This window comes from Pseudomonas sp. B21-023, assembly GCF_024749165.1.
In the GTDB taxonomy this organism is placed as follows: Bacteria; Pseudomonadota; Gammaproteobacteria; order Pseudomonadales; family Pseudomonadaceae; genus Aquipseudomonas.
Map to the genome: position 1 here is coordinate 4,452,931 of NZ_CP087190.1, position 21,386 is coordinate 4,474,316.

A 21,386-nucleotide genomic window follows, 5' to 3' on the forward strand; every position below is an offset into this window, starting at 1 on the left:
GCTCGCTAGAATTGCGCACTTTTTGATCAGAGGCGCCGAAAGCGCCCGCCAGGATCGCCCCCGTTACCGGCCGGGCGACCTGTATTCAATACCGAGGTTAGCCATGTCCACCACTCCCGCCACCCCAAAGGTCGGCTTCGTCTCCCTGGGTTGCCCCAAGGCCCTGGTCGATTCCGAGCGCATCCTGACCCAGCTGCGCATGGAAGGCTATGAAGTCGTGCCTACCTACGAGGATGCCGACGTGGTGGTGGTCAACACCTGCGGCTTCATCGACAGCGCCAAGGCCGAGTCGCTGGAAGTGATCGGCGAAGCCATCAAGGAGAACGGCAAGGTCATCGTCACCGGCTGCATGGGTGTCGAAGAAGGCAGCATCCGTGACGTGCACCCGAGCGTGTTGTCGGTCACCGGCCCGCAGCAGTACGAGCAGGTGGTCAATGCCGTGCACGAAGTGGTGCCACCGCGCCAGGACCACAACCCGCTGATCGACCTGGTGCCGCCCCAGGGCGTCAAGCTGACCCCGCGCCACTACGCCTACCTGAAGATTTCCGAAGGCTGCAACCACAGCTGCAGCTTCTGCATCATCCCGTCGATGCGCGGCAAGCTGGTCAGCCGCCCGGTCGGCGAAGTCCTGAGCGAGGCCGAGCGCCTGGTCAAGGCCGGCGTCAAGGAGATCCTGGTGATCTCCCAGGACACCAGCGCCTACGGCGTGGACGTCAAGTACAAGACCGATTTCTGGAACGGCCGCCCGGTCAAGACCCGCATGCTCGAGCTGTGCGAGGCGCTGAGCAGCCTGGGCGCCTGGGTGCGTCTGCACTATGTCTACCCGTACCCGAACGTCGACGACGTGATTCCGCTGATGGCCGCCGGCAAGATCCTGCCGTACCTGGACATCCCGTTCCAGCACGCCAGCCCCAAGGTGCTCAAGTCGATGAAGCGCCCGGCCTTCGAAGACCGCACCCTTGCGCGCATCAAGAACTGGCGCGAACAGTGCCCGGAACTGGTGATCCGCTCGACTTTCATCGTCGGCTTCCCCGGCGAAACCGAAGAAGACTTCCAGTACCTGCTCGACTGGCTGACCGAAGCCCAGCTCGACCGCGTCGGCTGCTTCCAGTACTCGCCGGTCGAAGGCGCCCCGGCCAACGACCTGGGCCTGGATGAGGTGCCGGACGACGTCAAGCAGGACCGCTGGGACCGCTTCATGGCACACCAGCAGGCGATCAGCGCCGCGCGCCTGCAACAGCGCATCGGCAAGGAAATCGAGGTCTTGATCGACGAAGTCGAGGAACAGGGCTCGGTGGGCCGCAGCTTCTTCGACGCGCCGGAGATCGACGGCAGCGTGTTCATCGACGGCGACCACGGCTTCAAGCCGGGCGACAAGGTCCGCTGCCGCATCGTCGACGCCGACGAGTACGACATGTGGGCCGAGCCCATCTGAGCGAAACCCGCCTGAAAATACCCCGCCCGCTGGCGGGGTATTTTTTTGCATCTATGTTTTCCTCAATGGCCTCCCGGAGGATCACAGGATGTCGCCCGCCGTCACGCTGCACACACCTCATCTGAGCGATTATCCCGAGCTGGTCCGGGTGTGGGAGGCGTCGGTTCGCGCCACCCACGATTTCCTGCCCGAGGGTTACATTCTGCTGCTGCGCGAGCACGTGCTGCGCAAATACCTCGATGCCGTGATGCTGGTCTGCTGCAAGGACAGCAAGCGGCACATCCTTGGCTTTGCCGGGGTGGCAAACGGCCGGGTCGACATGCTCTTCGTCGCGCCCGAACACCGTGGCCAGGGCATCGGACGGCGCCTGCTGCGCCACGCGGTGCACGAATTGAACGCCGAGCGCCTGGACGTCAACGAACAGAACCCGCAAGCCCTGGGTTTCTACCTGCATGAAGGCTTCGAGATCTATGGCCGTTCGGAAACCGACGGCCTAGGGCAGCCCTATCCCCTACTACATATGAGGCTTGTTCGTACAGCGTCCTAGTACGCAAGCTCAGGAAACCACTACCCCGCTCCGAAATGGCGCAAATGACATCGATTTGCAGCCGCTACCTCGCCCAGGCAGGTACAATGAAGGCTTTCCCTACCGCGTGATGCCCGTGTCCATGTCCGAACCCATTCGTCTCTCCAAACGCCTCATCGAACAGCTTGGCTGCTCCCGCCGCGAGGCCGAACTGTACATCGAGGGTGGCTGGGTCACGGTCGATGGCGTGGTGGTCGAACAACCCCAGTTCAAAATCACCGAACAGCAAGTCGAGCTGCTCCCGGGCGCTCGTGCCGACTCACTCGAACCGGTCACCCTGCTGCTCAACCAGCAGGCCGGCCAAAACACCGCAGCCGCCCTGGCCAGCATCAGCATGGCCAGCCTCAGCGAAGCGCACCGCGAGGGCGTGCGCCCGTTGCATGGGCATTTCGCCCGCCAGGCCTGCATCGTCCCGCTGCTGCCCGGCGCCAGTGGCCTGCAGCTGTTCACCCAGGACTGGCGGGTAACCCGCAAGCTGGAGGCCGACCTGCGCCGCATGGAGCAGGAATACATCGTCCAGGTCAGTGGTGAAGCCAAACCCGGCGCCCTCGAGCGACTGGCCCGCGGCGTGGAACGCAAGGGCGTCGAACTGCCGAAGGCCAAGGCCAGCTGGCAGAACGAGCAACACCTGCGCATCGTGCTGAAGAACCCGCAACCGGGGTTGATCGAACAGCTTTGCGAAACCGCTGGCCTCAAGGTCCTGGCGATGCGCCGCATTCGCCTTGGCGGGGTGTCGATGGGCAAACTGCCGCTGGGCCAGTGGCGCTACGTGGCCGCTACAGAACGCTTCTAGCATTACCGCCGCGCAATGACTGACGCGGCAACAGAACAGGATTCGCCGCAATGAACCACAACGATGTACTGCGCAGCCTGCGCTACATGCTCAAGGCCAACGACCAGAAAATGGCCGAGATCATCAAGCTCTCGGGCCTCGAGGTTTCCGCCGAGGCCATCGCCACCTATGTAAAAAAGGAAGAGGAACCCGGCTTCGTCCGCTGCCCGGAGAAGGTCATGGCGCATTTCCTCGACGGCCTGGTGATTCACCGTCGCGGCCGCGACGACAGCCGCCCGCCGCAGCAGATCGAAGTGCCGGTGACCAACAACACCGTGCTCAAGAAGCTGCGGGTGGCCTTCGAGCTGAAGGAGGACGACCTGCATGCGGTACTCAAGTCCGTCGACTTCCCGGTGTCCAAACCAGAGCTGAGCGCGCTGTTCCGCAAGGTTGGCCACGACAACTACCGCCCCTGCGGCGACCAGTTGCTGCGCAACTTCCTCAAGGGCCTGACCCTTCGCGTGCGCGGCTGAGCCAAGATGCAGCATACCGTCTCGCCGGTCGGCATCGTTCGCTCCTGCTTCAAGGAGAAGTTCGCCATCCCGCGCCAGCCCCAGCTGGCGCCGGCTGCCCGTGGCGTGCTGGAGCTGCTGCCGCCCTTTGACCAGGGCGATGCCGTCGAAGGCCTGGAACAGGTCAGCCATGTGTGGTTGCTGTTCCTGTTCCACCAGGCACTGGAAGACAAGCCACGCCTGAAGGTACGCCCACCGCGCCTGGGCGGCAACAAGAGCATGGGGGTGTTCGCCACCCGGGCAACCCATCGGCCCAACGGCATCGGCCAGTCGGTGGTACGCCTGGAAGGCGTCGAACCGGGGCGCCTGCTGCTGTCAGGGATCGATCTGCTGGACGGCACCCCGGTGCTGGATATCAAGCCTTATGTGCCGTATGCGGACAGCGTCGCCGAGGCATCGAACCTGATGGCCAGTGATGCACCAGAGCCGATCAGCGTGCAATGGAGCGAGGGCGCACTGCCTCAGGCCCGCACCCACGCACTGCGCCTGGGCGAACCGCTGGTCGAGCTGATCGACCAGTGCCTGGCCCAGGACCCACGCCCAGCCTACCAGGTGCCGCCGCCCGAGCGGGTCTATGGGGTGAAGTTCTGGGATGTGCAGGTGCGCTGGCATTATCCGCAACCGGATGTGATCCGGGTGCTGGAGGTGGCGCCGGAGTGATCCGGTCTGGTTGCGGGCCCTATCGCGGGGCAAGTCGCTTGCCCCGCGACAGGACCGACACGGCAAACCTTTTCTCCGAGCATAAAAAAACGCAGGCAAAGCCTGCGTTTTTCATTCATGCCGCTGGCCTTACTTCTCGACGAACGCTCGCTCGATCAGGTAATCGCCCGGCTCACGCATACGTGCAGAGATCTTCAGGCCAAAGCTGTCCAGCACTTCACTGGTTTCATCGAGCATGCTCGGGCTGCCGCAGATCATCGCCCGGTCGTCCTGCGGGTTGATCGGTGGCAGGCCGATATCGCTGAACAGCTTGCCGCTGCGCATCAGGTCGGTCAGGCGCCCCTGGTTTTCGAAAGGCTCGCGGGTCACGGTCGGGTAGTAGATCAGTTTGTCGCGCACAGACTCACCGAAGAACTCGTTCTGCGGTAGGTGCTCGGTGATGAACTCGCGGTAGGCTACTTCGTTCACGTAGCGAACGCCGTGTACCAGGATCACTTTCTCGAAGCGCTCGTAGGTCTCCGGGTCCTGGATGACGCTCATGAACGGCGCAAGGCCGGTACCGGTGCTCAGCAGGTACAGGTGCTTGCCTGGGTTCAGGTCGTCCAGCACCAGGGTGCCGGTGGGCTTCTTGCTGATGATGATCTCGTCGCCTTCCTTCAGGTGCTGCAGCTGGGAGGTCAGCGGACCATCCGGCACCTTGATGCTGAAGAACTCCAAGTGCTCTTCCCAGTTCGGCGAGGCGATGGAGTAGGCGCGCATGAGCGGACGGCCGCTGTCCTGCTGCAGGCCGATCATCACGAACTGACCGTTCTCGAAGCGCAGGCCCGGATCACGGGTGCACTTGAAGCTGAACAGAGTGTCGTTCCAGTGGTGCACACTGAGGACACGTTCGTGGTTCATGTTGCTCATCGATGGGGCTCCTGAAGGAAAACGCGGCGCGCGCAAGACGCGCAGTTGCGCGATAGTTTAGGGGCAGCGACAATATCTGTTAACTGAATTATCAAGATATGTGTTATCGGTTATATAGATATGCGATTCACACTTCGTCAGCTCCAGGTCTTTGTCGCCGTCGCCCAGCACCAGAGTGTGTCCAGGGCCGCGGGCGTACTGGCCTTGTCGCAATCTGCGGCAAGCACCTCGATCACCGAACTGGAGCGCCAGTCCAGCTGCCAGCTGTTCGACCGTGCCGGTAAACGCCTGAGCCTCAACGCCCTGGGCCATCAACTGTTGCCCCAGGCCGTGGCGCTGCTCGACCAGGCCAAGGAAATCGAAGACCTGCTCAACGGCAAGTCGGGGTTCGGCTCGCTGGCCGTCGGCGCCACCCTGACCATCGGCAACTACCTGGCCACCTTGCTGATCGGCAGCTTCATGCAGGTGCATCCGGAAAGCCAGGTCAAACTGCACGTGCAGAACACTGCGCATATCGTGCAACAGGTTGCCCATTACGAAATTGACCTGGGTCTAATCGAAGGCGACTGCAACCACCCCGATCTGGAGGTGCAGCCCTGGGTGGAGGATGAACTGGTGGTGTTCTGCGCGCCGCAGCATCCGCTGGCCAAAGCCGGCCATGCCGATATCGAGCAGCTGTCCCATGAAGCCTGGATCCTGCGCGAACAAGGCTCGGGCACCCGCCTGACCTTCGACCAGGCCATGCGTCATCATCGCGCCAACCTGAACATCCGCCTTGAGCTGGAACATACCGAAGCAATCAAACGGGCCGTGGAGTCGGGGCTGGGTATCGGCTGCATCTCGCGCCTGGCCCTGCGCGACGCTTTCCGCCGCGGCAGCCTGGTACCGGTGGAAACTCCGGCACTGGACCTGTCGCGGCAGTTCTACTTCATCTGGCACAAGCAGAAGTACCAGACTTCGGCCATGCGCGAGTTCCTCGAGCTGTGCCGCAGTTTCACCGCTGGCGTGCAGCGCAGCGACGAGATCGTGCTGCCGCCGATCGCCTGAACGTCAGCCGAGCAGGATCACGCCCCAGACCAGCGCGACCATGCTCATGGCCACCAGTTGCGCGGCACTGCCCATGTCCTTGGCGTTCTTCGACAAGGGGTGACGGTCGAGGGAGATACGATCGATCGCCGCCTCCACCGCCGAATTGAGCAGCTCGACGATCAGCCCCAGCAAGCAAACGGCGATAAGGATCGCCCGTTCGGCGCGGCTCACCGGCAGCCAGAAGGCTGTGGGGATCAACAGCACGTTGACCAGCACCAGCTGGCGAAACGCGGCCTCACCCTTGAACGCGGCACGCAGGCCGTCCAGCGAGTAGCCGGCGGCATTGAAGATACGTTTGAGGCCGGTCTGGCCCTTGAATGGCGACATGTGTGTCAGTCACTTCACCGAAAAAAGGCCAGCAGGCTAGTTCAACCGCAGTCAAAAAAGCGTGAAGGCGCAGGGATTTAGCTGGCCGAAACCGATTCAAGTTGTTGCAACAACAGCGCGGCCTGGGTCCGGGTACGAACGCCCAGCTTGCGGAAGATCGCCGTAACGTGAGCCTTGATGGTTGCTTCCGAGACACTCAGCTCATAGGCGATCTGCTTGTTCAGCAACCCTTCGCAGACCATGGTCAGCACGCGGAACTGCTGCGGGGTGAGACTGGCCAGCCCTTCGCTGGCGGCCTTGGCCTCGGCAGACACGTCAACCTTCTCGAACGCCTGCGGCGGCCACCAGACATCGCCGTCGAGCACATTGCGCACGGCTTCCTGGATCTTGCTCAGCTCGCTGGACTTGGGGATGAAACCGCTGGCGCCAAATTCGCGGGACTTCACCACGACGGCCGCCTCTTCCTGGGCCGAGACCATCACCACCGGGATCTGCGGGTATTGGCCACGCAGCAGCACCAGCCCGGAGAAACCATAGGCACCGGGCATGTTCAGGTCCAGCAGGACCAGGTCCCAGTCGGCTTTTTCGGTCAGGCTGGTTTCCAGTTCGGCGATGCTCGCCACCTCGACCAGGCGCACATCCGGGCCCAGGCCGAGGGTAACGGCCTGGCGCAGTGCGCTACGGAACAGTGGGTGGTCATCGGCAATCAGGATTTCGTATGTGGCCATCGATCTAGGGATCCTGTTCTGTACCAGGCGCAGGGGGTACGGGAGACGCCTGGCGGGTAACTCATGGCGCGAACGGCAGGGCCGCCGGCCGGGATGGCACGGCGAAGTCCGGGGGAACAGCAGCTTCGTCGTGCCCGAAGCGGCGCCAAGGATGCCGAGCACGCCCCGGGTGGTCAAGCCAATTGCCCGGTCGTCCCCGCCTACCCTGGCTGCCAGCCCCGACAGTATGTACCAATCCGCCGCGCCTGCCCCTTGGACTATAGGAAGGTATGCAAACGCTGGTGGACCTCGTCCTGCTCATCCAGCGCCAGGCGCCGCTTGCCGCTGAGGTAGTGCAAGCTGAACACATCCAGGTAGGCATCCAGGGCCTGCGAGGCCTGGCTGTCGCCGGCCAGCTCCAGACACATGGCGGCGACTTCGGCGGTACAGAAGTGGTCGTCACGCTTGGAGCGGCGCAGGCGGTAGCGCGACATCTGCTCGGCCTGCAGGCTCAGCACCGGGAAACGGTCGAGATAAGGGCTCTTGCGGAACATCTTGCGCGCCTCGGTCCAGGTGGCGTCGAGCAGGATGAACAGCGGGCGCTTGCCCGGTTCGCGCAGCACCTCGCTGACCACACGGTCCTCTTTGACGAACTCGCCGGGGAAGACGATGTAAGGCTGCCAGCGCGGATCGTCCAGCAACGCCAGCAGGCCTTCGTCCACCGAGGTACGCAGCCAGCCGAAGGCGGAGGTATCCTCGATCACGTCGGCAATCAGCCACCCCGTGTTGGTCGGCTTCAGTGGCTCGGTGTCATGCATCAGCAGGCACATGCCGGCGTCTGCCGGCACCCGCGGTTTCCACGCGCACAGGCAGTGCGTGGCGATCACCCGGCAATCCGGGCAGCGCTCGGCTCGCGAGCCGCGGGCGACAAAGGGTTTGATGCTGCGCGCCAGGCGCTCGGCGCGCAGCCGCGCTACCGCGTGGCTCATGGCTGCAGGCCTTGGCAGGAAGATGGAAGGGGCACGACGACGACTCGGTAAAAACAAAACGCGAGTCTACCAGAGCACGCGTCATTTGCCGTGCAGCCCTTACGGCCGCTCCTTTATAATCAGCGGCTCAGGCGGCCGGGGAACCCCAGCAGTTTCATGGAACGCCGCCCGCCGGCGCAGGTCAAAGCGCCAGTCATCGAACCAGGAGAGATTCATGCTGCGTCTTATCGTCCCGACCCTGAGCCTGTTGCTCGCCCTGCCCCTGGCCGCCCAGGCTGCCTCCAAGCAGGAATACGAGCTGACCCAGATGCTGCAGAAGGTCGCCAAGGAAAGCAGCGTCGGTACCCCCCGGGCCATCAACGAAGACATCCTCGACCAGGGCTATACCGTCGAAGGCAAGGCGCTGGTCAATCACCTGAGCGTGCGCCAGGAGCATGCGCAAGGCATGCAGGCCAACCCCGCGCAGGTGCGCAGCCAGCTGGGTGACAGCGTTTGCCGTAACAATGGTTACCGTCAGCTGATGTCCAAGGGCGCGGTGATGGTCTACCGCTTCACCGTGTACAAGACCAACCAACCGGTCATGGACCAGGCATTCGACGCTGCCAGCTGCGCGGCTGGCAACAAGAAGAAGTGACTCAGGCCAGCTGATCGCTGTCTCTGGCGCGCCGCTGCTCATCATCGGCGCGCAACTCGGCCAACAGGGCCAGCAGGTAAGGCGAGTGCCCCTCGCCCCCCTGCAGCCGACGCAAGCACTCCCCCTCCAGGCTCAGGTGATGAACCTTCGCCTCGCGCTCGAGCAACTGCAACAGTTGCCCGTCCACCTCGATCACCAGCCGGTGCATACCGCCACCTCGCTGCATCACTCTTCCGCCTCCAGTTAACCAAAGCGCTGCCATCATCGGATCCAGTCTGACAGGCGGTATTGCACGCCTGTGGCGGCACGAGTGCGCCCCAGCGTCTAGATTGATAACGAGTACCCATAACAACGACAACGCGATGGAACTGCCACTGCAACAATGGCCTTGAAGGCCTACTGCAACGCTCGGGGGCACACTCGAGCCACAGCAGCCAGCGACACACGCAGTGTCGCGGCCGGGACCTGCCATCGACCCGGTCAGAGGTTTTGCTGCAGAAGGAGACGTTGAATGCCTTACCAATCGAACGAGCTGCTGTTTAACCACTTCAGGGACCACGGCATCGACCTGAGCAAGATCGACGAGCAACTGCAACTGGTTGCCCCGAACAGCCCCAACCTGCCGCTGTACCGCGACATGCTGCTGACCGTGCTGCGCATGGCCCACGACGACCGCAACCGCTGGAACGCCAAGATCACCCTGCAGGCCCTGCGTGAGCTCGACCATTCGTTCCGCACCCTCGAGCATTACAAGGGGCGGCGCAAAGTCACCGTGTTCGGCTCGGCACGAACGCCGTTGGAGCACCCCATGTATGCGCTGGCCCGGGAGCTGGGCGCAACGCTGGCACGTTCCGACCTGATGGTGATCACCGGCGCCGGAGGCGGCATCATGGCCGCCGCCCACGAAGGCGCCGGCAGCGATCACAGCCTGGGTTTCAACATCACCTTGCCCTTCGAGCAACATGCCAATGCCACCGTCAATGGCACCGACAAGCTGCTGCCGTTCCATTTCTTTTTCATTCGCAAGCTGTTCTTCGTCAAGGAGGCCGATGCGCTGGTGCTCTGCCCGGGAGGCTTCGGCACCCTTGATGAGGCGCTGGAAGTACTCACCCTGATCCAGACCGGCAAGAGCCCGTTGGTTCCGGTGGTGCTGCTCGACTCGCCCGGCGGTAGTTTCTGGCAGGATGCCCTGGCCTTCATCAGCCGCCAACTGGAAGAGAACCGCTACATCCTGCCCAGCGACCTCAAGCTGGTACGCCTGGTGCACAGTGCCGACGAGGCGGTGGAGGAAATCAACCAGTTCTACAGCAACTACCACTCCAGCCGATGGCTGAAGAACCAGTTCGTCATCCGCATGCACCACCCCTTGAGCGAGGCCGCGCTGCATGACGTGGAGGAAGGTTTTGCCGACCTGCGCCTGAGCGGCAGGTATCACCAGCAGCCTGACAGTGGCGCGGAGCACGAAGAAGGCAACTTCAGCCACCTGACACGCCTGACCTTTGCCTTCAACGGCCGTGACCAGGGTCGCCTGCGCGAACTGGTGGACTTCATCAACCTGTCGGAGAACTGGGCCAAACCCCAGCCAATGCACACCACCCAACGAGCCCGGGAAGCCCTGCGGGTGAACTGAACGCAAAATGGCCCACATGGCTGGCCCCAGTCGGGGTCAGCCATGTGGGCCATCAATGCTGGTCACGCTTCAATAATCGTCAAGATCGCGCCCGCTGAGCAGCCGACCGATCATTTCCATGGAAAACCCACGGTAGGCGAGAAAGCGCGTTTGCTGTGCGCGGCTGCGCGGGTCATGGGGGAGTTGCCCAGAGAACTTGCGCTGCCACACCTCTTTCAACCGCACCGCCCAGTCCACTTCGCTGTCACGCAGTGCCTGGTCGATATCGCCTCGGTCCAGACCTCGCTGGCCAAGCTCCTCACGGATACGCCCAGGGCCATAGCCTGAGCCGGAACGATAGCGTATGAAGCTTTCAAGGTAGCGGGCCTCGCTGAGCAGCCCCTCCTCGGCAAGCCGATCAAGCGCGGGCTCGATCAACTCATCGGTAGCACCGCGTTGACGCAGCTTGCGGGTCAGCTCCACGCGACCATGCTCGCGGCGTGCGAGCAGGTCCATGGCTGTCCGCCGAACGGCGACGGGGGTGTCGAGTACGACGGACATGGAGGCAGATCAATAACCGGCGTCGGCGTCAGCCAGATCATCGGCATCGGCTTCGGCGGCACCGGCCTTGGCGGCCGCTGCTGCAGCGGCGGCGGCACCGGCGGTCAGCAGCTTGTCGCGAATCTGCTTCTCGATCTCGCTACCAATGGCCGGGTTCTCTTGCAGGTACTTGGCGGCGTTGGCCTTGCCCTGACCGATCTTGTTGCCCTGGTAGCTGTACCAGGCACCGGATTTTTCAACCAGGCCTTGGGAAACACCCAGGTCGATGATTTCGCCGTTGCGGTAGATGCCCTTGCCGTAGAGGATCTGGAACTCGGCCTGGCGGAACGGCGGCGAGACCTTGTTCTTGACGATCTTGACGCGAGTTTCGCTACCGACCACCTCATCACCTTCCTTGACCGCGCCGGTACGGCGAATGTCCAGGCGCACGGAGGCGTAGAACTTCAAGGCGTTACCGCCGGTGGTGGTTTCCGGGCTACCGAACATCACGCCGATCTTCATACGGATCTGGTTGATGAAGATGACCAGGCAGTTGGCGTTCTTGATGTTACCAGTGATCTTGCGCAGCGCCTGGGACATCAGACGGGCCTGCAGGCCGACGTGCATGTCGCCCATCTCGCCTTCGATCTCGGCCTTGGGAACCAGCGCGGCCACGGAGTCGACGATGATCACGTCGACGGCGTTGGAGCGCACCAGCATGTCGGTGATTTCCAGGGCCTGCTCGCCGGTGTCTGGCTGCGAGACCAGCAGGTCGTCGACGTTGACGCCCAGCTTGCCGGCGTATTCAGGGTCGAGGGCGTGTTCGGCGTCGACGAAAGCGCAGGTGGCGCCGTTTTTCTGGGCTTCGGCGATGACCGACAGGGTCAGCGTGGTTTTACCCGAAGACTCCGGACCGTAGATCTCGACGATACGGCCTTTCGGCAGGCCGCCAATGCCCAGGGCGATGTCCAGGCCCAGCGAACCGGTGGAGATGGCGGGGATCGCCTGGCGCTCGTGGTCGCCCATGCGCATGACCGCGCCTTTGCCGAATTGGCGTTCGATCTGACCCAGGGCCGCAGCCAAGGCGCGCTTCTTGTTGTCGTCCATTGAAATCCTCACGTGTTCGACGTGGCCCTGACGGCCGAAATAACTGTATAAGTAGCCAGTATTATTCCACAGGGATTCGTTTCCGCAAACCCCCGTCGGGCGAATTACTCCGCACCAAGCTGTAACAAGCCGTCTAACGCGGCGATCACCGTCTGTCGGCGCACCGCTTCGCGGTCACCATCGAAGTGTCGGCGCTCGCTGCTCACGTGGTCGCCGTCGGCCCAGGCCAGCCACACCGTGCCCACCGGCTTGGCGGCTGAACCGCCGTCGGGGCCTGCCACGCCACTGACCGCGACCGCAAAGCGCGCGCCGCTGGCGGCCTGGGCGCCGCGTACCATGGCCTCGACCACCTCCTGGCTGACCGCGCCCACCTCGGCGAACAACACCCCGGGTACACCAAGCTGGCGGGTTTTCTGGGCATTCGAGTAGGTGACGTAGCCGGCCTCGAACCAGGCCGAACTGCCGGGGATGCGGGTGATGGCCTCGGCGATGCCGCCGCCGGTGCACGACTCGGCAGTGGTCACCTGGGCATTGAAGCGCCGCAGGTGTTCGCCCAGGCGGGTGGAGAGAATAGTGATCGGGTCCATGATGGGCTCCTGGCAAGACTGCGCCCTACCCTACCACTCCCGCCCCTTCTGGCAAGCGCTCAGGGGGCCAGGGCACGGATATAGGCCTGGCACGCCCGCAAGGCGATCAGTCCGCGGTCGCCGTCGTCGGTGATGGCGATAATTCGTCGAGCATGCGCCGGGTCAAGTCGGGCGCGTACGGAGCCATGATCCACCCTGGCGGCGCCGGTGGCGGCAGGCACTGGGGCACAGGCGGTGTCGCGCTCGACCAGGACCGACAGGCGCAGATCGGTAGTAGCAAGGCGGTCACGCAGGCGAGCCTGAGTGTGCTGGGCATCGGTCAACTCCTGGAAATGTTTGGTTTCGCTGTCGTGCAGGCGTTGTTCGAGGCCCTGGCGCTGCTCGCGCTCGGCCAGCAGCATGCCGTGCAGCGCCTCGGCCTGGTCCAGGCGCTGCTGCACCAGCGCTTGTTCCTGTGCTGCCAGCTGGCGACCAAGGCGCCAGCCCTGCGCCTGCCAGGCCACGGCAGCGGACAACACCATCAACCCAATGCACACCGCCAGTTGCAGGCGGCTCAGCACAGCAGCTCCCGCGCCCGCGCCCACAGTTCGAGGCGCTCGGACAAGCCGTTCAAGCCACCGTTGATATGCCGGGTGATGCGGTTGAACTCGCCCTGGTCGGCCAGGGCGTTGAGCCCACGCGAGTGCCAGAACCAGGCCGCCGATTCGCACGCCCAACGCGGCTGTTCGAGCATCTGCGGTTGCGCCAGCAGGCGCTCGTCACCGAACAATGCACGGCTGCAGGCCTGGTAGTTGTTACGCCCGGTCACCTGGATCAGGCCACGGCCGCAATAGCGCTGGCCGTCACCGTCGGCTTCGGGCGTGTTGCCCAGGCGCAGGGCCAGGGTGCCGGTGTCGTAGCGGGCCAGGTACTTGTCGTTGCCCAGCTCCTTCACATAGCGCAATTGACCCGACTCATGGCCGACCTGGGCCAGGAACGCGGCAACGCGCTTGGGGTGGTCGATCTCCCAGTTGGCCATGGCCGTGTTCAGCACCGGCAGAAACGCGGCGACGCGTTGGCCGGCGAGCGGGTAGATCTGCTTGAGTTGCTGTTCAGTGAGCGGCATCGGCGCATTCTCCATTGCGATCGGATCTAACGGCGGCCAGTGCCGCCGGTGGCTCGCTCATGGGCGATGGCTCGAAGCGCGCGGCTTTCACATGATTCAAGGTACGGCAGCGGACGCACTTGATCTGGAGCTCGGAAACCGGGGTGATGCGGGCCAGCAGCTTGCGGCACTGCCCACAGCGAAGGTCGATGAACATATGAGGGTGATCCTGAAGCGAATTGAGTAGCAAGAAGCGACTATAGGAAGCGCGTTTGCCCGCAGGCACCGGGAAACCGTCTCCACCCTGCCTCAGGCCTTGAGCGTCCCCGCCCGCCTGGGCGCGGAGCCCTTGGCCCTGGCCTTGCCCTGGCGCCCGCCATTGCATTGCACGGTGGTGCGCCAGCCACTGCTGGTGAACACCTGCTCGACCGACTCGACCAGGTAGAGACCATCGAGCCCGGCGAGGAAGCCCTGGACATCGATGGTGCGCTCGGCGAACAGGTCGGTGCGCCCGGGCATGTCCAGGCGCACGCTGGCGGTGTCGCGGTTGAAGCTGGCCAGGCGGGCACGGGCGGCCTGCTCCGCTGCGGCTCGGTTGGGGTAGAGGTGGCGGTCGGTGTACACCGGCTGCAGCCCGTCCGGAGCATCGCCATTGTCCAGTTCCACCGCCTGCAGGCACCCGCTGGCGCTGTCCTGGTGGCGGGTCCTGACGGCCTTGTGGATGCTCTTGTCGGCCAGGCGGAACTGCCACTGGCTGACCTGGTTGCGTGTAATGCCCACCACGTCCAGAGGCTTGCCGCTGGCGCTATGTCCGCCCTGGCGCGGCAGCACCAGCAGTTGCCCATTGGCGAGCTTGGCGGTGCAGTCGTGCTGGCGCGCCAGGCGGGTGACGAAGTTGAAGTCCGACTCGCTGTACTGGTCTACCCGCGGCACCTGCACGGCCACCGGGCACACCGCCTGCCATCCGTTGCGGGCGCCGATCTCGGCGACGATGCGCTGCAGCGTCGTGTTCTCCCAGCTGCCGCTGCGGATGGTCTTGCCGCTGCCGCGCAGGTCACTGGCCTTGCCGCGGATCACCAGGGTGTCTGGCGGGCCCGACAGCTCGACCTCATCGACGGTGTAGCGGCCCAGGCGGCTCAAAGGCTGGCCGGCGTAGCCCAGGTGCACCTCCAGCAACGCGCCCCTGGCCGGCAGCGCCACGTTGCCGTCACGGGCATCGATGCGCAGTTCGAATTCGTCCGACTCGAGGCCAGGTTTATCGGTGGTGCGCAGCAGCAGCAGACGGTCGTTGATCAGGTTGGTGATGTCGTTGCCGTCGGCGGTGATACGGAATTGGGGTTGCATGGTTGAAGCTCCAAACCTGTAGTTTCGCGGCAGCGCCCGAGCTGGGCCATCGCGGGGCAAGCCCGCTCCCACAACAGAACGTGCATCCCGTCAGTCCCACAGTTGCAAGGTTTCGCTGGTCGTCATCGGCAGTTCCGGTAACAGGATCCTCACCCCGGCGCGAAACGGCTGCGCCTCGTCCGCCAGCCCTTGGTTGGCATCCAGCACGGCCTCGACCGTGCCGGTCAGGTGGCCGTAATAGTGCTGGCAGAGGGTGTCGAGCAGGTCGCCCTCAGACGTTGTGCAGGTCTTGGCCATAGCTCACGAACTCCAGTGAAAACCCTTGTTTGCGCGGAATGCCGCCGGCCAGCAGGACACTCTGCTCTTCCTCGATGCTGGTCAGGCACCAAGTGCCGAGCACCTCGCCGTAGCCAGTGGTCAACGACAGCGGCAGCAACTGGCGGCCAATGCTGCGCAGCGTCTGCAACTGGCCGAGGCCACCCTTGAAACCCGGGAAGATCGCCCCGCGAATGCTGATGGTCTCTTCACCCAGGCTCACAGCCTGCTGCGCGGTGTCGCGGCTTAGCCGCTCCTGGCCGGCCCAGCGGAAGCGGGTCTGCCGGCGCAACTGGTCGAAGGCAGCGGTATCGAGGTTGAAGTAGTACGGCGCTGAACCGGCCTTGAGTGGTTGCATCACCAACAGGTGGGGGAATGGCTTGACCGCTTCGGCGGCTGGCGTCGCCTCGGGCGCGAAGCCCAGCGTCGACAGCACGCCCTTGACGGTCGAACGCACCTCCCCCACCACACGGCGGATCGCTGCCCCGGCCTTGGCGGCATGGGCGGCGAAGCCGTCGATGCGATCACGCACCTGACGTACCACCGCCACCGCCTGGTCATACTTGGCTACCACCTTGGCGACCCTGACCTGGGCATTGTCGATCGCACGCATCGTGCGCTGGAGCTTGGCACCGATGACCGGACCAACCACCGGCAAACCTTCCAGTTCACCCACGGCGCCTTGTATATGGCCGATCGCGTCGTTCATCGGATCGAGCATGGCGTCGGCACGCCGACGCCCTGCCTCTCCCGCCTTGACCAGGGCGTGCAGCGTGGCTTGCAGCTGCTCCAGATAGGTCATGGATCCTCCTTAAAGTGCGATATGTGGGGTGTCGGCCAACTGCGCCGATCGGGCCTGGCGCATCAGCTCTTCCAGCTGACGACGGGCGATGGCCTCCAACTGTTGCAGCACGGAAGGGTCATCGAGGCTGTTGCTGAAGGTGACCGGCATGTTGGCGGTGAAGGTGAACTGCTGGTTGATTGGCGCGGGTGGTACCGCAGGCGTTGCCGTCGCTACCGGCGGCGCGGGTAGCGGCGGCTGTGCTGCAGGGCTATCCATTGCCCGTACGGCCTCCCCCAGGCTCGGCTTGGCGGCAGGCTCTTCCTTGCCCGAACCCAGCGCCTTGCCCAACCAGCCGCCAATGCTTTCACCTCCCATGCTGCCCAGCACGCCACCGATCAGGCCACCGATCGCGGTGCCAATCACCGGTACCACCGAGCCGATGGCAGCACCTGCCGCAGCACCGGCCAAACCGCCTCCCAGGCCGCCAGCGGCGGTGCCATAACCCTCGAGTTTCTGCTCGGGCGAGGCATCGCTGTTGTAGGTGTCGGCAAGTTGCAGGCCGGTATCGAGCAAGGCGGCACCTGGGATGCGCCTGAACACTCGCCTTGCCACCGAGGCGCTGGCATTGCCGGCCCCTGCCCTGCCCGTCAGGCCGGCGAACGCAGTACCGGCGAGCCCGACCGCGCTGGCTGGCGATGCAGTGGCTGGAGGACTGTCCGGGACAGCTTCCTGGGCCTCGAAGAAGGCTGCCTCGTCCTCACCTTCGTCGACCTCTTCTTCCTCCTCCTCTTCCTCCGGTTCCTCGACATCGTCACTGGCTTTAGGCATGCGAGTGACAGCAGCAGGAATCTTGGTCTTATCGGCAGGAGCATCGTTGGCGGCTGGCTTGTCGGAGAACAAGCCATGGAGCGTCTTGCCAGCCAGGCCGCCGAGACCTTCGCCGATCATCTCGCCGATCTCACCGCCGTACTTCTGGATCTGCTTGTTCTTGGTCACGCCTCCGAGCAGTTCCGCCCCAAGGCTCCCCAGCACACTCCCGAAAGCAGCACCCACCGCCTCGGCCTGGTCCTCGCTCTTGTCCTTGAGCATGGCCAGGCCAAGCTTGGTGGCGCCCTTGGCCGCCGCCTTGCCACCGTTCTCCCGCAGACCGCTAGTGATCTCGGTGCGTCGTTCGGGAGATTGCCCTTGGTAGGTCCGCGCGCCCCAGGCGGCAAACGCGGTACCACCCAGCGCACCTGCCGCGATCAATCCGCCCTTCATGATCTCCCGAGCACCATTGGCGGGGCCCTCGGAGGGGAGCTCTTGAGCTGCAGCAGCGCTCTCGAGTGCGGCGCTTCGGGCCTCTCCTCGCGGCGTGGCGGTACCCTCGGGCGCATCGACAGAACGTTGCGCTGAAGCATCAGCCGCAGCCTTGTCCGTGCCTGAGGCATCGTTGGCGGCGGGCGTATCGGAAAACCAGCCGAAAACCGTCTTGCCGATCAACCCACCGACGCCTTCGCCGATCATTTCGCCGATCTCACCGCCGTACTTCTGGATCTGCTTGTTCCTGGTCAGGCCGCCCAGGAGCTCCGCTCCCAGATTGCCGAGTACGCCTCCAAGGGCTGCACCTGCGGCCTCGGCCTTGTCCTCGCCCTTATCCTTGAGCATGGCCAAGCCAAGCTTGGTGACGCCCTTGGCCGCCGCCTTGCCACCGTTCTCCTTCAGGCCCTTGGTGATCTCGCTGCGTCTTTCCGGCGTTCGACTTTGATAATACGAACGTGCTCCCCAGGCAGCGCCAGCGGCGACACCGACAGTACCGGCACCGACCGCTCCAGCCTTGAGCACCGTCAAACCCGCATTCGCCGACTCCAGAGGCACACGCCCCTGCTCCGCACTGCGCGCCTCGGGCGGATCACCCCGGGCCGGCCGTGGCGCGGTGCTCGTCCCCTCCAGCAAGGCCGCCTTGCGCTGCGCCAACGTCGGAACTGCTGATTCCTTGGCGACGGCCGCACTCGAGGCCACCACCACCGAACGCAGTTCCAACGGTTTGCGTCCAAGTGACAGATACAACCTGCGCAAGCGCTCGACCTCATTCCCCTCACGGCGCAATCGCTCGATCTGCGCCTCATGGGTTCCTGCCTGGTCGTTATCCAGCCGCCTTTCGGCCTGGTCCACCTTGTCCAGTTCGAGCCCCAGGCGGATGACCTCGCCGATCAACCGCCCGAGCCGGGTACCATCCGCTTGCCTGCGCAGGTGCTCGACCTGAACACGCAAGCGCTCGGCGGACCTGCCCAACGCCTGGTTGCTGGTGACGCCGAGGGTGAACAGCTGTGTGTTCGCCATAGGTTCCTCCTTGTCACTCCGCCAGCCACCAGACCATGTCGCTGTACGACATGGACATGATCTCGCTGGCGGAAAAGTTCAGCTCCTTGGCCAGCCGCCTGGCGGCGGCCTTCTGCCGGGCAGGGTCAAACCTCGTCGTCCTGCACCAGGCGAAAATAGCCGGTCTGCAGGCGGCTGTAGTCCTTCAGGGCCAGGCCTTCGAGGTCCTTGATGCCAACTTCGGCGAGCGAGGCGAACAGGTTCAGTTCGCGCTGCTCGTCGTCAACTGCGCCACCGGCCTGGGCATTGCGGATGTCACGCACGGTCGGTGCGCGCAGCGACAGGCTGTCGACCTGCACGCCATTGGCTTCGCTGGGGCGCGACAGGCGCACGGTCACGCGCTCGGCGTTGACGGTCAGCCATTGCGGCAGTTTCTTCGCTTGAGCCATCGAATGTTCTCCTTAAAGACCCAGGGCGGCGCGCTGGGCGGCCAGCTGGTCGACGCCGTCGATCACCCGCTTCATGCCCAGGGCATCGATTTCGTAGACCAGGCGACCATCGACTTCGAGTTTGTAGTAGGTGACGGCGACGCTGTGCTTGATCTCGGCCTTGTCGCCAGACTTCCAGTCGCCCATGTCGATCTCTTTCAGCGAACCGCGCAGGGTGACGATGACCGGGTTGATCTTGCCCTTGAGGCCCTTGAAGGCACCGCGGAAGGTGCCGTTGAAGGCGGTGCCGTCGGCCAGGCCGAAGAACTTCAGCGACTCGCGGCGCACGCCGGTGGTGGTGAAGGCGGCTTCCTGCTTCTCCATGCCCTGGTCCATCTCGACCGGCATGTCCATGCCGCCGGGGCGGTGCTCTTCCATCTTCAGGGTGAGCTTGGGCAGGGTCAGGCTGGGCACGTCGCCCTGGAAGCTGACGCCATCGACGAACAGGTTCAGGTTGGCCAGTGTTTCGGGAATCATTGCCATGTAGGTGCGCTCCTTAAGCGGCGGAATCGAGGACTTCGGTCAGCCACTGGTTGGTGACTTCGACGCGGAAATTGGGGTTTTCGGCAGGCGGTACATCGGTGAAACGGATGTTCCAGTACACCTTGCCCTGCTCCAGTTGGCTGGCGGTGTTCAGCTCCGGATCGGCGAAGACCTCGAAGTTGATGATCGCGCCCTGGTTCTTCAGGTCGCGCATGAAGGCCTGCAGGCCCTCGGTGACGTCCTTGACGTAGGTGGCGGTGATGGAGCGGTCGACGGCCCACTTGTGGCCGTAGAGGATCGCGTCCATGACGATGTCCATGGTCCGCACGCGGGTGACGAAGGCCCATTTCGGGTCGCTCGACAGGGTGCGGTTGCCCCACAGGCGGAAGCCGTCGTCGCGGATGATGGTGGCGATGTTGGCGTTGTTCAGCAGGTTGGCGCGGCAGGTGTCGTCACCATCGAGGAACTCCACGGCGCGGGTGGTGCCGGTGATGCCGACGAACTCCTTGTTCGACGGCGAGGCCCAGAAGCCGTACTCGCGGTCGGTGTAGGCGAACAGGCCGGCAACCCAGGCCGAACCCGGCGCGTCGACGGTGGCCTCTGCGGCGTTGTCCCAGTAGCGCACGCCCGGGTCGACCAGGAAGGCGCGCTTGGCGCCGAAGTTCTTGGCGTAGGCGATGGCCGCTTCGTCGGTGCTGTTGGGGCCGTCGATGATGGCGATGGCGCGCAGCTTGTCGGCCAAGGCCACCAGGGCGGTGCCAACGGCCTGGGTGGCGCTGTGCTTGGGGGTGACCAGCAGGCGCGGCTGGGCGTTGAAACGGCTCTTGCCGTCGAGCAGCGCCTGCAGGCCGGTGCGCTTGCCGTCGGCCAGCACATTGCCGATGATCGCCGAGGTCTGCTCGGCGGCGTCTTCGAGCTTGGCCACGCCGCAAGCGACGATAACCGCCTTGGCGCGGCTGTAGATGGCGCGGCAAGCCTTGGTGATCGCCGCGTCCTGGCCGAACGCCGCGACCGCTTCGCGCTCGCTGGTGATCAGAATCAGGTCATTGGCCTTGGCGGTGACGCCCGGGCCTTCGGTGAAGGTGTCGACCAGGCCGATGATCGAGGACGACGGCAGCGCGATGCTGCGGGCACCGGTGTCTACGTTGGTAACGGTTACGCCGTGGAAAAAACCACTCATAAGTACTCCTGATATGAAAAGCCCCGCTTAGCGGGGCTGAAATAGAGTGCAGCAGATAAGAAAACGCCCTGATTGACAGGGCGTTATGAAAGACCATCAGATAGCCAAGCCGGGGCGGGAGGACGATGCTCGATCAGTGGGAACTGACCAGACTCGGGCCAAGAACGGAGTGTTTTGCGATAAGCTTGCAGTTCGGTGTACTGGGCAGAGGTCACTGTAGTTTCCGTGCCACTCTCCAGTTCATCGCGGTGGCGTGATACCAAACCATCAGTTGCAGCAAGTTGCGCGTCACGCCATTCTCGCTCGGCGGATGCCAAAGCCCCTGAATTTACTCGAGGGGCCGAGATCAACGGTAAACCATTGCTATCAGGAACCAGCACGTTCCCTTCGGCTGCGGCTGATATCAGAGCCAGATACTTCTCTTCACTGATTTCCATCACATCAACCGGCATAGTCGTTCCATTGATGTCATGAACGTAAAGCCCGCCAGTTACAGCTGAATAAAAAAACATTATTCCTCCTATCTTCCGATAGCGAACCAATAAACTGTTTGATACCCGCCGACACCTACCGGCACGGCGCTTTCAACTCGGATCGTGGAAGTATTCAGATATCCAGCACCACACCGACCTGCGGCGCCCCCCAGGCCAAACGTATAGGAGCAAACAACCGTGATCCCTTGATTTGGAAAAGTAACCGGAAGTGTTACATCCAAAGTTCCGACTGCCGGTACCAAGGCAACGCCCCACTGCTGAATCAATCCATTGGGATTTTTTGCCCATCCGTTAGCTGAAAGCTGAGAGCTATAGTCAGCTGTATTTGAAAGGCCGCCAGAAATCACCGCATAGGTATGATCAGCATTACAGATCAGCATCAAGGGGGGT

27 protein-coding genes are annotated in these 21,386 nt (G+C 63.7%); 8 read left to right on the top strand and 19 right to left on the bottom strand.

The genetic code is table 11. The annotated features are described in order from the left end of the window. Positions 1–103: 103 nt before the first annotated feature. The 5 genes from rimO (at position 104) to tsaA (ending at position 4,025) form a co-directional block, all read left to right on the top strand. Positions 104–1,435 (top strand): 30S ribosomal protein S12 methylthiotransferase RimO, encoded by a 1,332-nt coding sequence (gene rimO, locus LOY42_RS19965; RefSeq protein WP_139669622.1) that lies wholly within the window; start codon positions 104–106, stop codon positions 1,433–1,435. A gap of 88 nt (positions 1,436–1,523) precedes the next feature. Further along, positions 1,524–1,982, top strand: coding sequence for a GNAT family N-acetyltransferase (locus LOY42_RS19970; RefSeq protein WP_258598952.1), 459 nt, complete (start codon positions 1,524–1,526; stop codon positions 1,980–1,982). Positions 1,983–2,103: 121 nt separating this feature from the next. Further along, entirely contained in the window at positions 2,104–2,814 is a 711-nt protein-coding gene (locus tag LOY42_RS19975) for an rRNA pseudouridine synthase (protein WP_139669619.1), read from the top strand. 50 nt (positions 2,815–2,864) lie between these two features. Continuing rightward, the gene (locus LOY42_RS19980) at positions 2,865–3,326 is read left to right on the top strand and encodes a DUF1456 family protein (protein ID WP_139669617.1); all 462 of its coding nucleotides are present in this window, start codon (positions 2,865–2,867) and stop codon (positions 3,324–3,326) included. Positions 3,327–3,332: 6 nt separating this feature from the next. After that, on the top strand, positions 3,333–4,025 hold the full coding sequence (tsaA, locus tag LOY42_RS19985) for a tRNA (N6-threonylcarbamoyladenosine(37)-N6)-methyltransferase TrmO (RefSeq protein WP_139669615.1): 693 nt from the start codon (positions 3,333–3,335) through the stop codon (positions 4,023–4,025). Positions 4,026–4,154: 129 nt separating this feature from the next. Here the strand turns inward: tsaA and fpr are convergent, their stop codons facing one another. Next, positions 4,155–4,934 (bottom strand): ferredoxin-NADP reductase, encoded by a 780-nt coding sequence (gene fpr / locus LOY42_RS19990; protein WP_046856781.1) that lies wholly within the window; start codon positions 4,932–4,934, stop codon positions 4,155–4,157. A gap of 120 nt (positions 4,935–5,054) precedes the next feature. Between fpr and finR the strand changes: the two genes are divergently transcribed. Next, the gene (gene finR / locus LOY42_RS19995) at positions 5,055–5,981 is read left to right on the top strand and encodes a LysR family transcriptional regulator FinR (RefSeq protein WP_023631043.1); all 927 of its coding nucleotides are present in this window, start codon (positions 5,055–5,057) and stop codon (positions 5,979–5,981) included. 3 nt (positions 5,982–5,984) lie between these two features. Here the strand turns inward: finR and LOY42_RS20000 are convergent, their stop codons facing one another. The 3 genes from LOY42_RS20000 to LOY42_RS20010 all read right to left on the bottom strand — a co-directional run bounded on the left by LOY42_RS20000 (position 5,985) and on the right by LOY42_RS20010 (position 8,046). Then, entirely contained in the window at positions 5,985–6,350 is a 366-nt protein-coding gene (locus tag LOY42_RS20000; protein ID WP_023631044.1) for a diacylglycerol kinase, read from the bottom strand. 77 nt (positions 6,351–6,427) lie between these two features. Beyond that, on the bottom strand, positions 6,428–7,078 hold the full coding sequence (erdR, locus tag LOY42_RS20005; RefSeq protein ID WP_023631045.1) for a response regulator transcription factor ErdR: 651 nt from the start codon (positions 7,076–7,078) through the stop codon (positions 6,428–6,430). 257 nt (positions 7,079–7,335) lie between these two features. Continuing rightward, positions 7,336–8,046 (bottom strand): tRNA-uridine aminocarboxypropyltransferase, encoded by a 711-nt coding sequence (locus tag LOY42_RS20010; RefSeq protein WP_110697832.1) that lies wholly within the window; start codon positions 8,044–8,046, stop codon positions 7,336–7,338. Positions 8,047–8,260: 214 nt separating this feature from the next. On the opposite strand from LOY42_RS20010, the gene LOY42_RS20015 reads away from it, so the two are divergent. Further along, positions 8,261–8,680 carry a quorum-sensing-regulated virulence factor family protein gene (locus tag LOY42_RS20015; RefSeq protein ID WP_046856783.1) on the top strand — a complete coding sequence of 140 codons (420 nt, stop codon included), beginning with the start codon at positions 8,261–8,263 and terminating at the stop codon, positions 8,678–8,680. Position 8,681: 1 nt separating this feature from the next. Here the strand turns inward: LOY42_RS20015 and LOY42_RS20020 are convergent, their stop codons facing one another. After that, positions 8,682–8,888 (bottom strand): hypothetical protein, encoded by a 207-nt coding sequence (locus LOY42_RS20020; RefSeq protein WP_046857890.1) that lies wholly within the window; start codon positions 8,886–8,888, stop codon positions 8,682–8,684. Between the two features lie 303 nt (positions 8,889–9,191). On the opposite strand from LOY42_RS20020, the gene LOY42_RS20025 reads away from it, so the two are divergent. Then, complete coding sequence (locus tag LOY42_RS20025; protein ID WP_094010100.1) at positions 9,192–10,310, top strand: LOG family protein; 1,119 nt, start codon at positions 9,192–9,194, stop codon at positions 10,308–10,310. Positions 10,311–10,379: 69 nt separating this feature from the next. Here the strand turns inward: LOY42_RS20025 and recX are convergent, their stop codons facing one another. The 14 genes from recX to LOY42_RS20095 all read right to left on the bottom strand — a co-directional run bounded on the left by recX (position 10,380) and on the right by LOY42_RS20095 (position 21,014). Next, a complete protein-coding gene (recX, locus tag LOY42_RS20030; protein ID WP_102681663.1) occupies positions 10,380–10,850 on the bottom strand; it encodes a recombination regulator RecX in 471 nt (156 codons plus the stop codon). Positions 10,851–10,859: 9 nt separating this feature from the next. Continuing rightward, positions 10,860–11,936 carry a recombinase RecA gene (recA, locus tag LOY42_RS20035; protein WP_028690616.1) on the bottom strand — a complete coding sequence of 359 codons (1,077 nt, stop codon included), beginning with the start codon at positions 11,934–11,936 and terminating at the stop codon, positions 10,860–10,862. Between the two features lie 104 nt (positions 11,937–12,040). Continuing rightward, positions 12,041–12,523: a CinA family protein gene (locus LOY42_RS20040; RefSeq protein WP_139669613.1), complete on the bottom strand. Its 483-nt coding sequence runs from the start codon at positions 12,521–12,523 to the stop codon at positions 12,041–12,043. Between the two features lie 59 nt (positions 12,524–12,582). Further along, positions 12,583–13,044: a lysis system i-spanin subunit Rz gene (locus tag LOY42_RS20045; protein ID WP_139669634.1), complete on the bottom strand. Its 462-nt coding sequence runs from the start codon at positions 13,042–13,044 to the stop codon at positions 12,583–12,585. Between the two features lie 32 nt (positions 13,045–13,076). Beyond that, a complete protein-coding gene (locus LOY42_RS20050) occupies positions 13,077–13,628 on the bottom strand; it encodes a glycoside hydrolase family 19 protein (protein ID WP_139669611.1) in 552 nt (183 codons plus the stop codon). Beyond that, a complete protein-coding gene (locus LOY42_RS20055) occupies positions 13,615–13,824 on the bottom strand; it encodes a Com family DNA-binding transcriptional regulator (RefSeq protein WP_258598958.1) in 210 nt (69 codons plus the stop codon). Before LOY42_RS20055 ends, LOY42_RS20050 begins: the two co-directional genes overlap by 14 nt. A 92-nt stretch (positions 13,825–13,916) precedes the next feature. After that, positions 13,917–14,951, bottom strand: a complete 1,035-nt coding sequence (locus tag LOY42_RS20060; RefSeq protein ID WP_139669607.1) for a phage late control D family protein — start codon at positions 14,949–14,951, stop codon at positions 13,917–13,919. Positions 14,952–15,041: 90 nt separating this feature from the next. Next, complete coding sequence (locus tag LOY42_RS20065; protein ID WP_102681658.1) at positions 15,042–15,248, bottom strand: tail protein X; 207 nt, start codon at positions 15,246–15,248, stop codon at positions 15,042–15,044. Beyond that, positions 15,223–16,068, bottom strand: coding sequence for a phage tail protein (locus tag LOY42_RS20070; protein ID WP_139669605.1), 846 nt, complete (start codon positions 16,066–16,068; stop codon positions 15,223–15,225). The genes LOY42_RS20065 and LOY42_RS20070 overlap by 26 nt, the downstream gene beginning before the upstream one ends. 9 nt (positions 16,069–16,077) lie before the next feature. Then, entirely contained in the window at positions 16,078–18,372 is a 2,295-nt protein-coding gene (locus LOY42_RS20075) for a hypothetical protein (RefSeq protein WP_139669603.1), read from the bottom strand. Positions 18,373–18,497: 125 nt separating this feature from the next. Further along, entirely contained in the window at positions 18,498–18,800 is a 303-nt protein-coding gene (locus LOY42_RS20080) for a phage tail assembly protein (RefSeq protein ID WP_023628886.1), read from the bottom strand. A 12-nt stretch (positions 18,801–18,812) separates the two neighbouring features. Beyond that, positions 18,813–19,322: a phage major tail tube protein gene (locus tag LOY42_RS20085; RefSeq protein ID WP_023628885.1), complete on the bottom strand. Its 510-nt coding sequence runs from the start codon at positions 19,320–19,322 to the stop codon at positions 18,813–18,815. Between the two features lie 13 nt (positions 19,323–19,335). Next, positions 19,336–20,502 carry a phage tail sheath family protein gene (locus tag LOY42_RS20090; protein WP_258598962.1) on the bottom strand — a complete coding sequence of 389 codons (1,167 nt, stop codon included), beginning with the start codon at positions 20,500–20,502 and terminating at the stop codon, positions 19,336–19,338. 83 nt (positions 20,503–20,585) lie between these two features. Next, positions 20,586–21,014, bottom strand: a complete 429-nt coding sequence (locus tag LOY42_RS20095; RefSeq protein WP_198754687.1) for a phage tail assembly chaperone — start codon at positions 21,012–21,014, stop codon at positions 20,586–20,588. Positions 21,015–21,386: the final 372 nt, after the last annotated feature.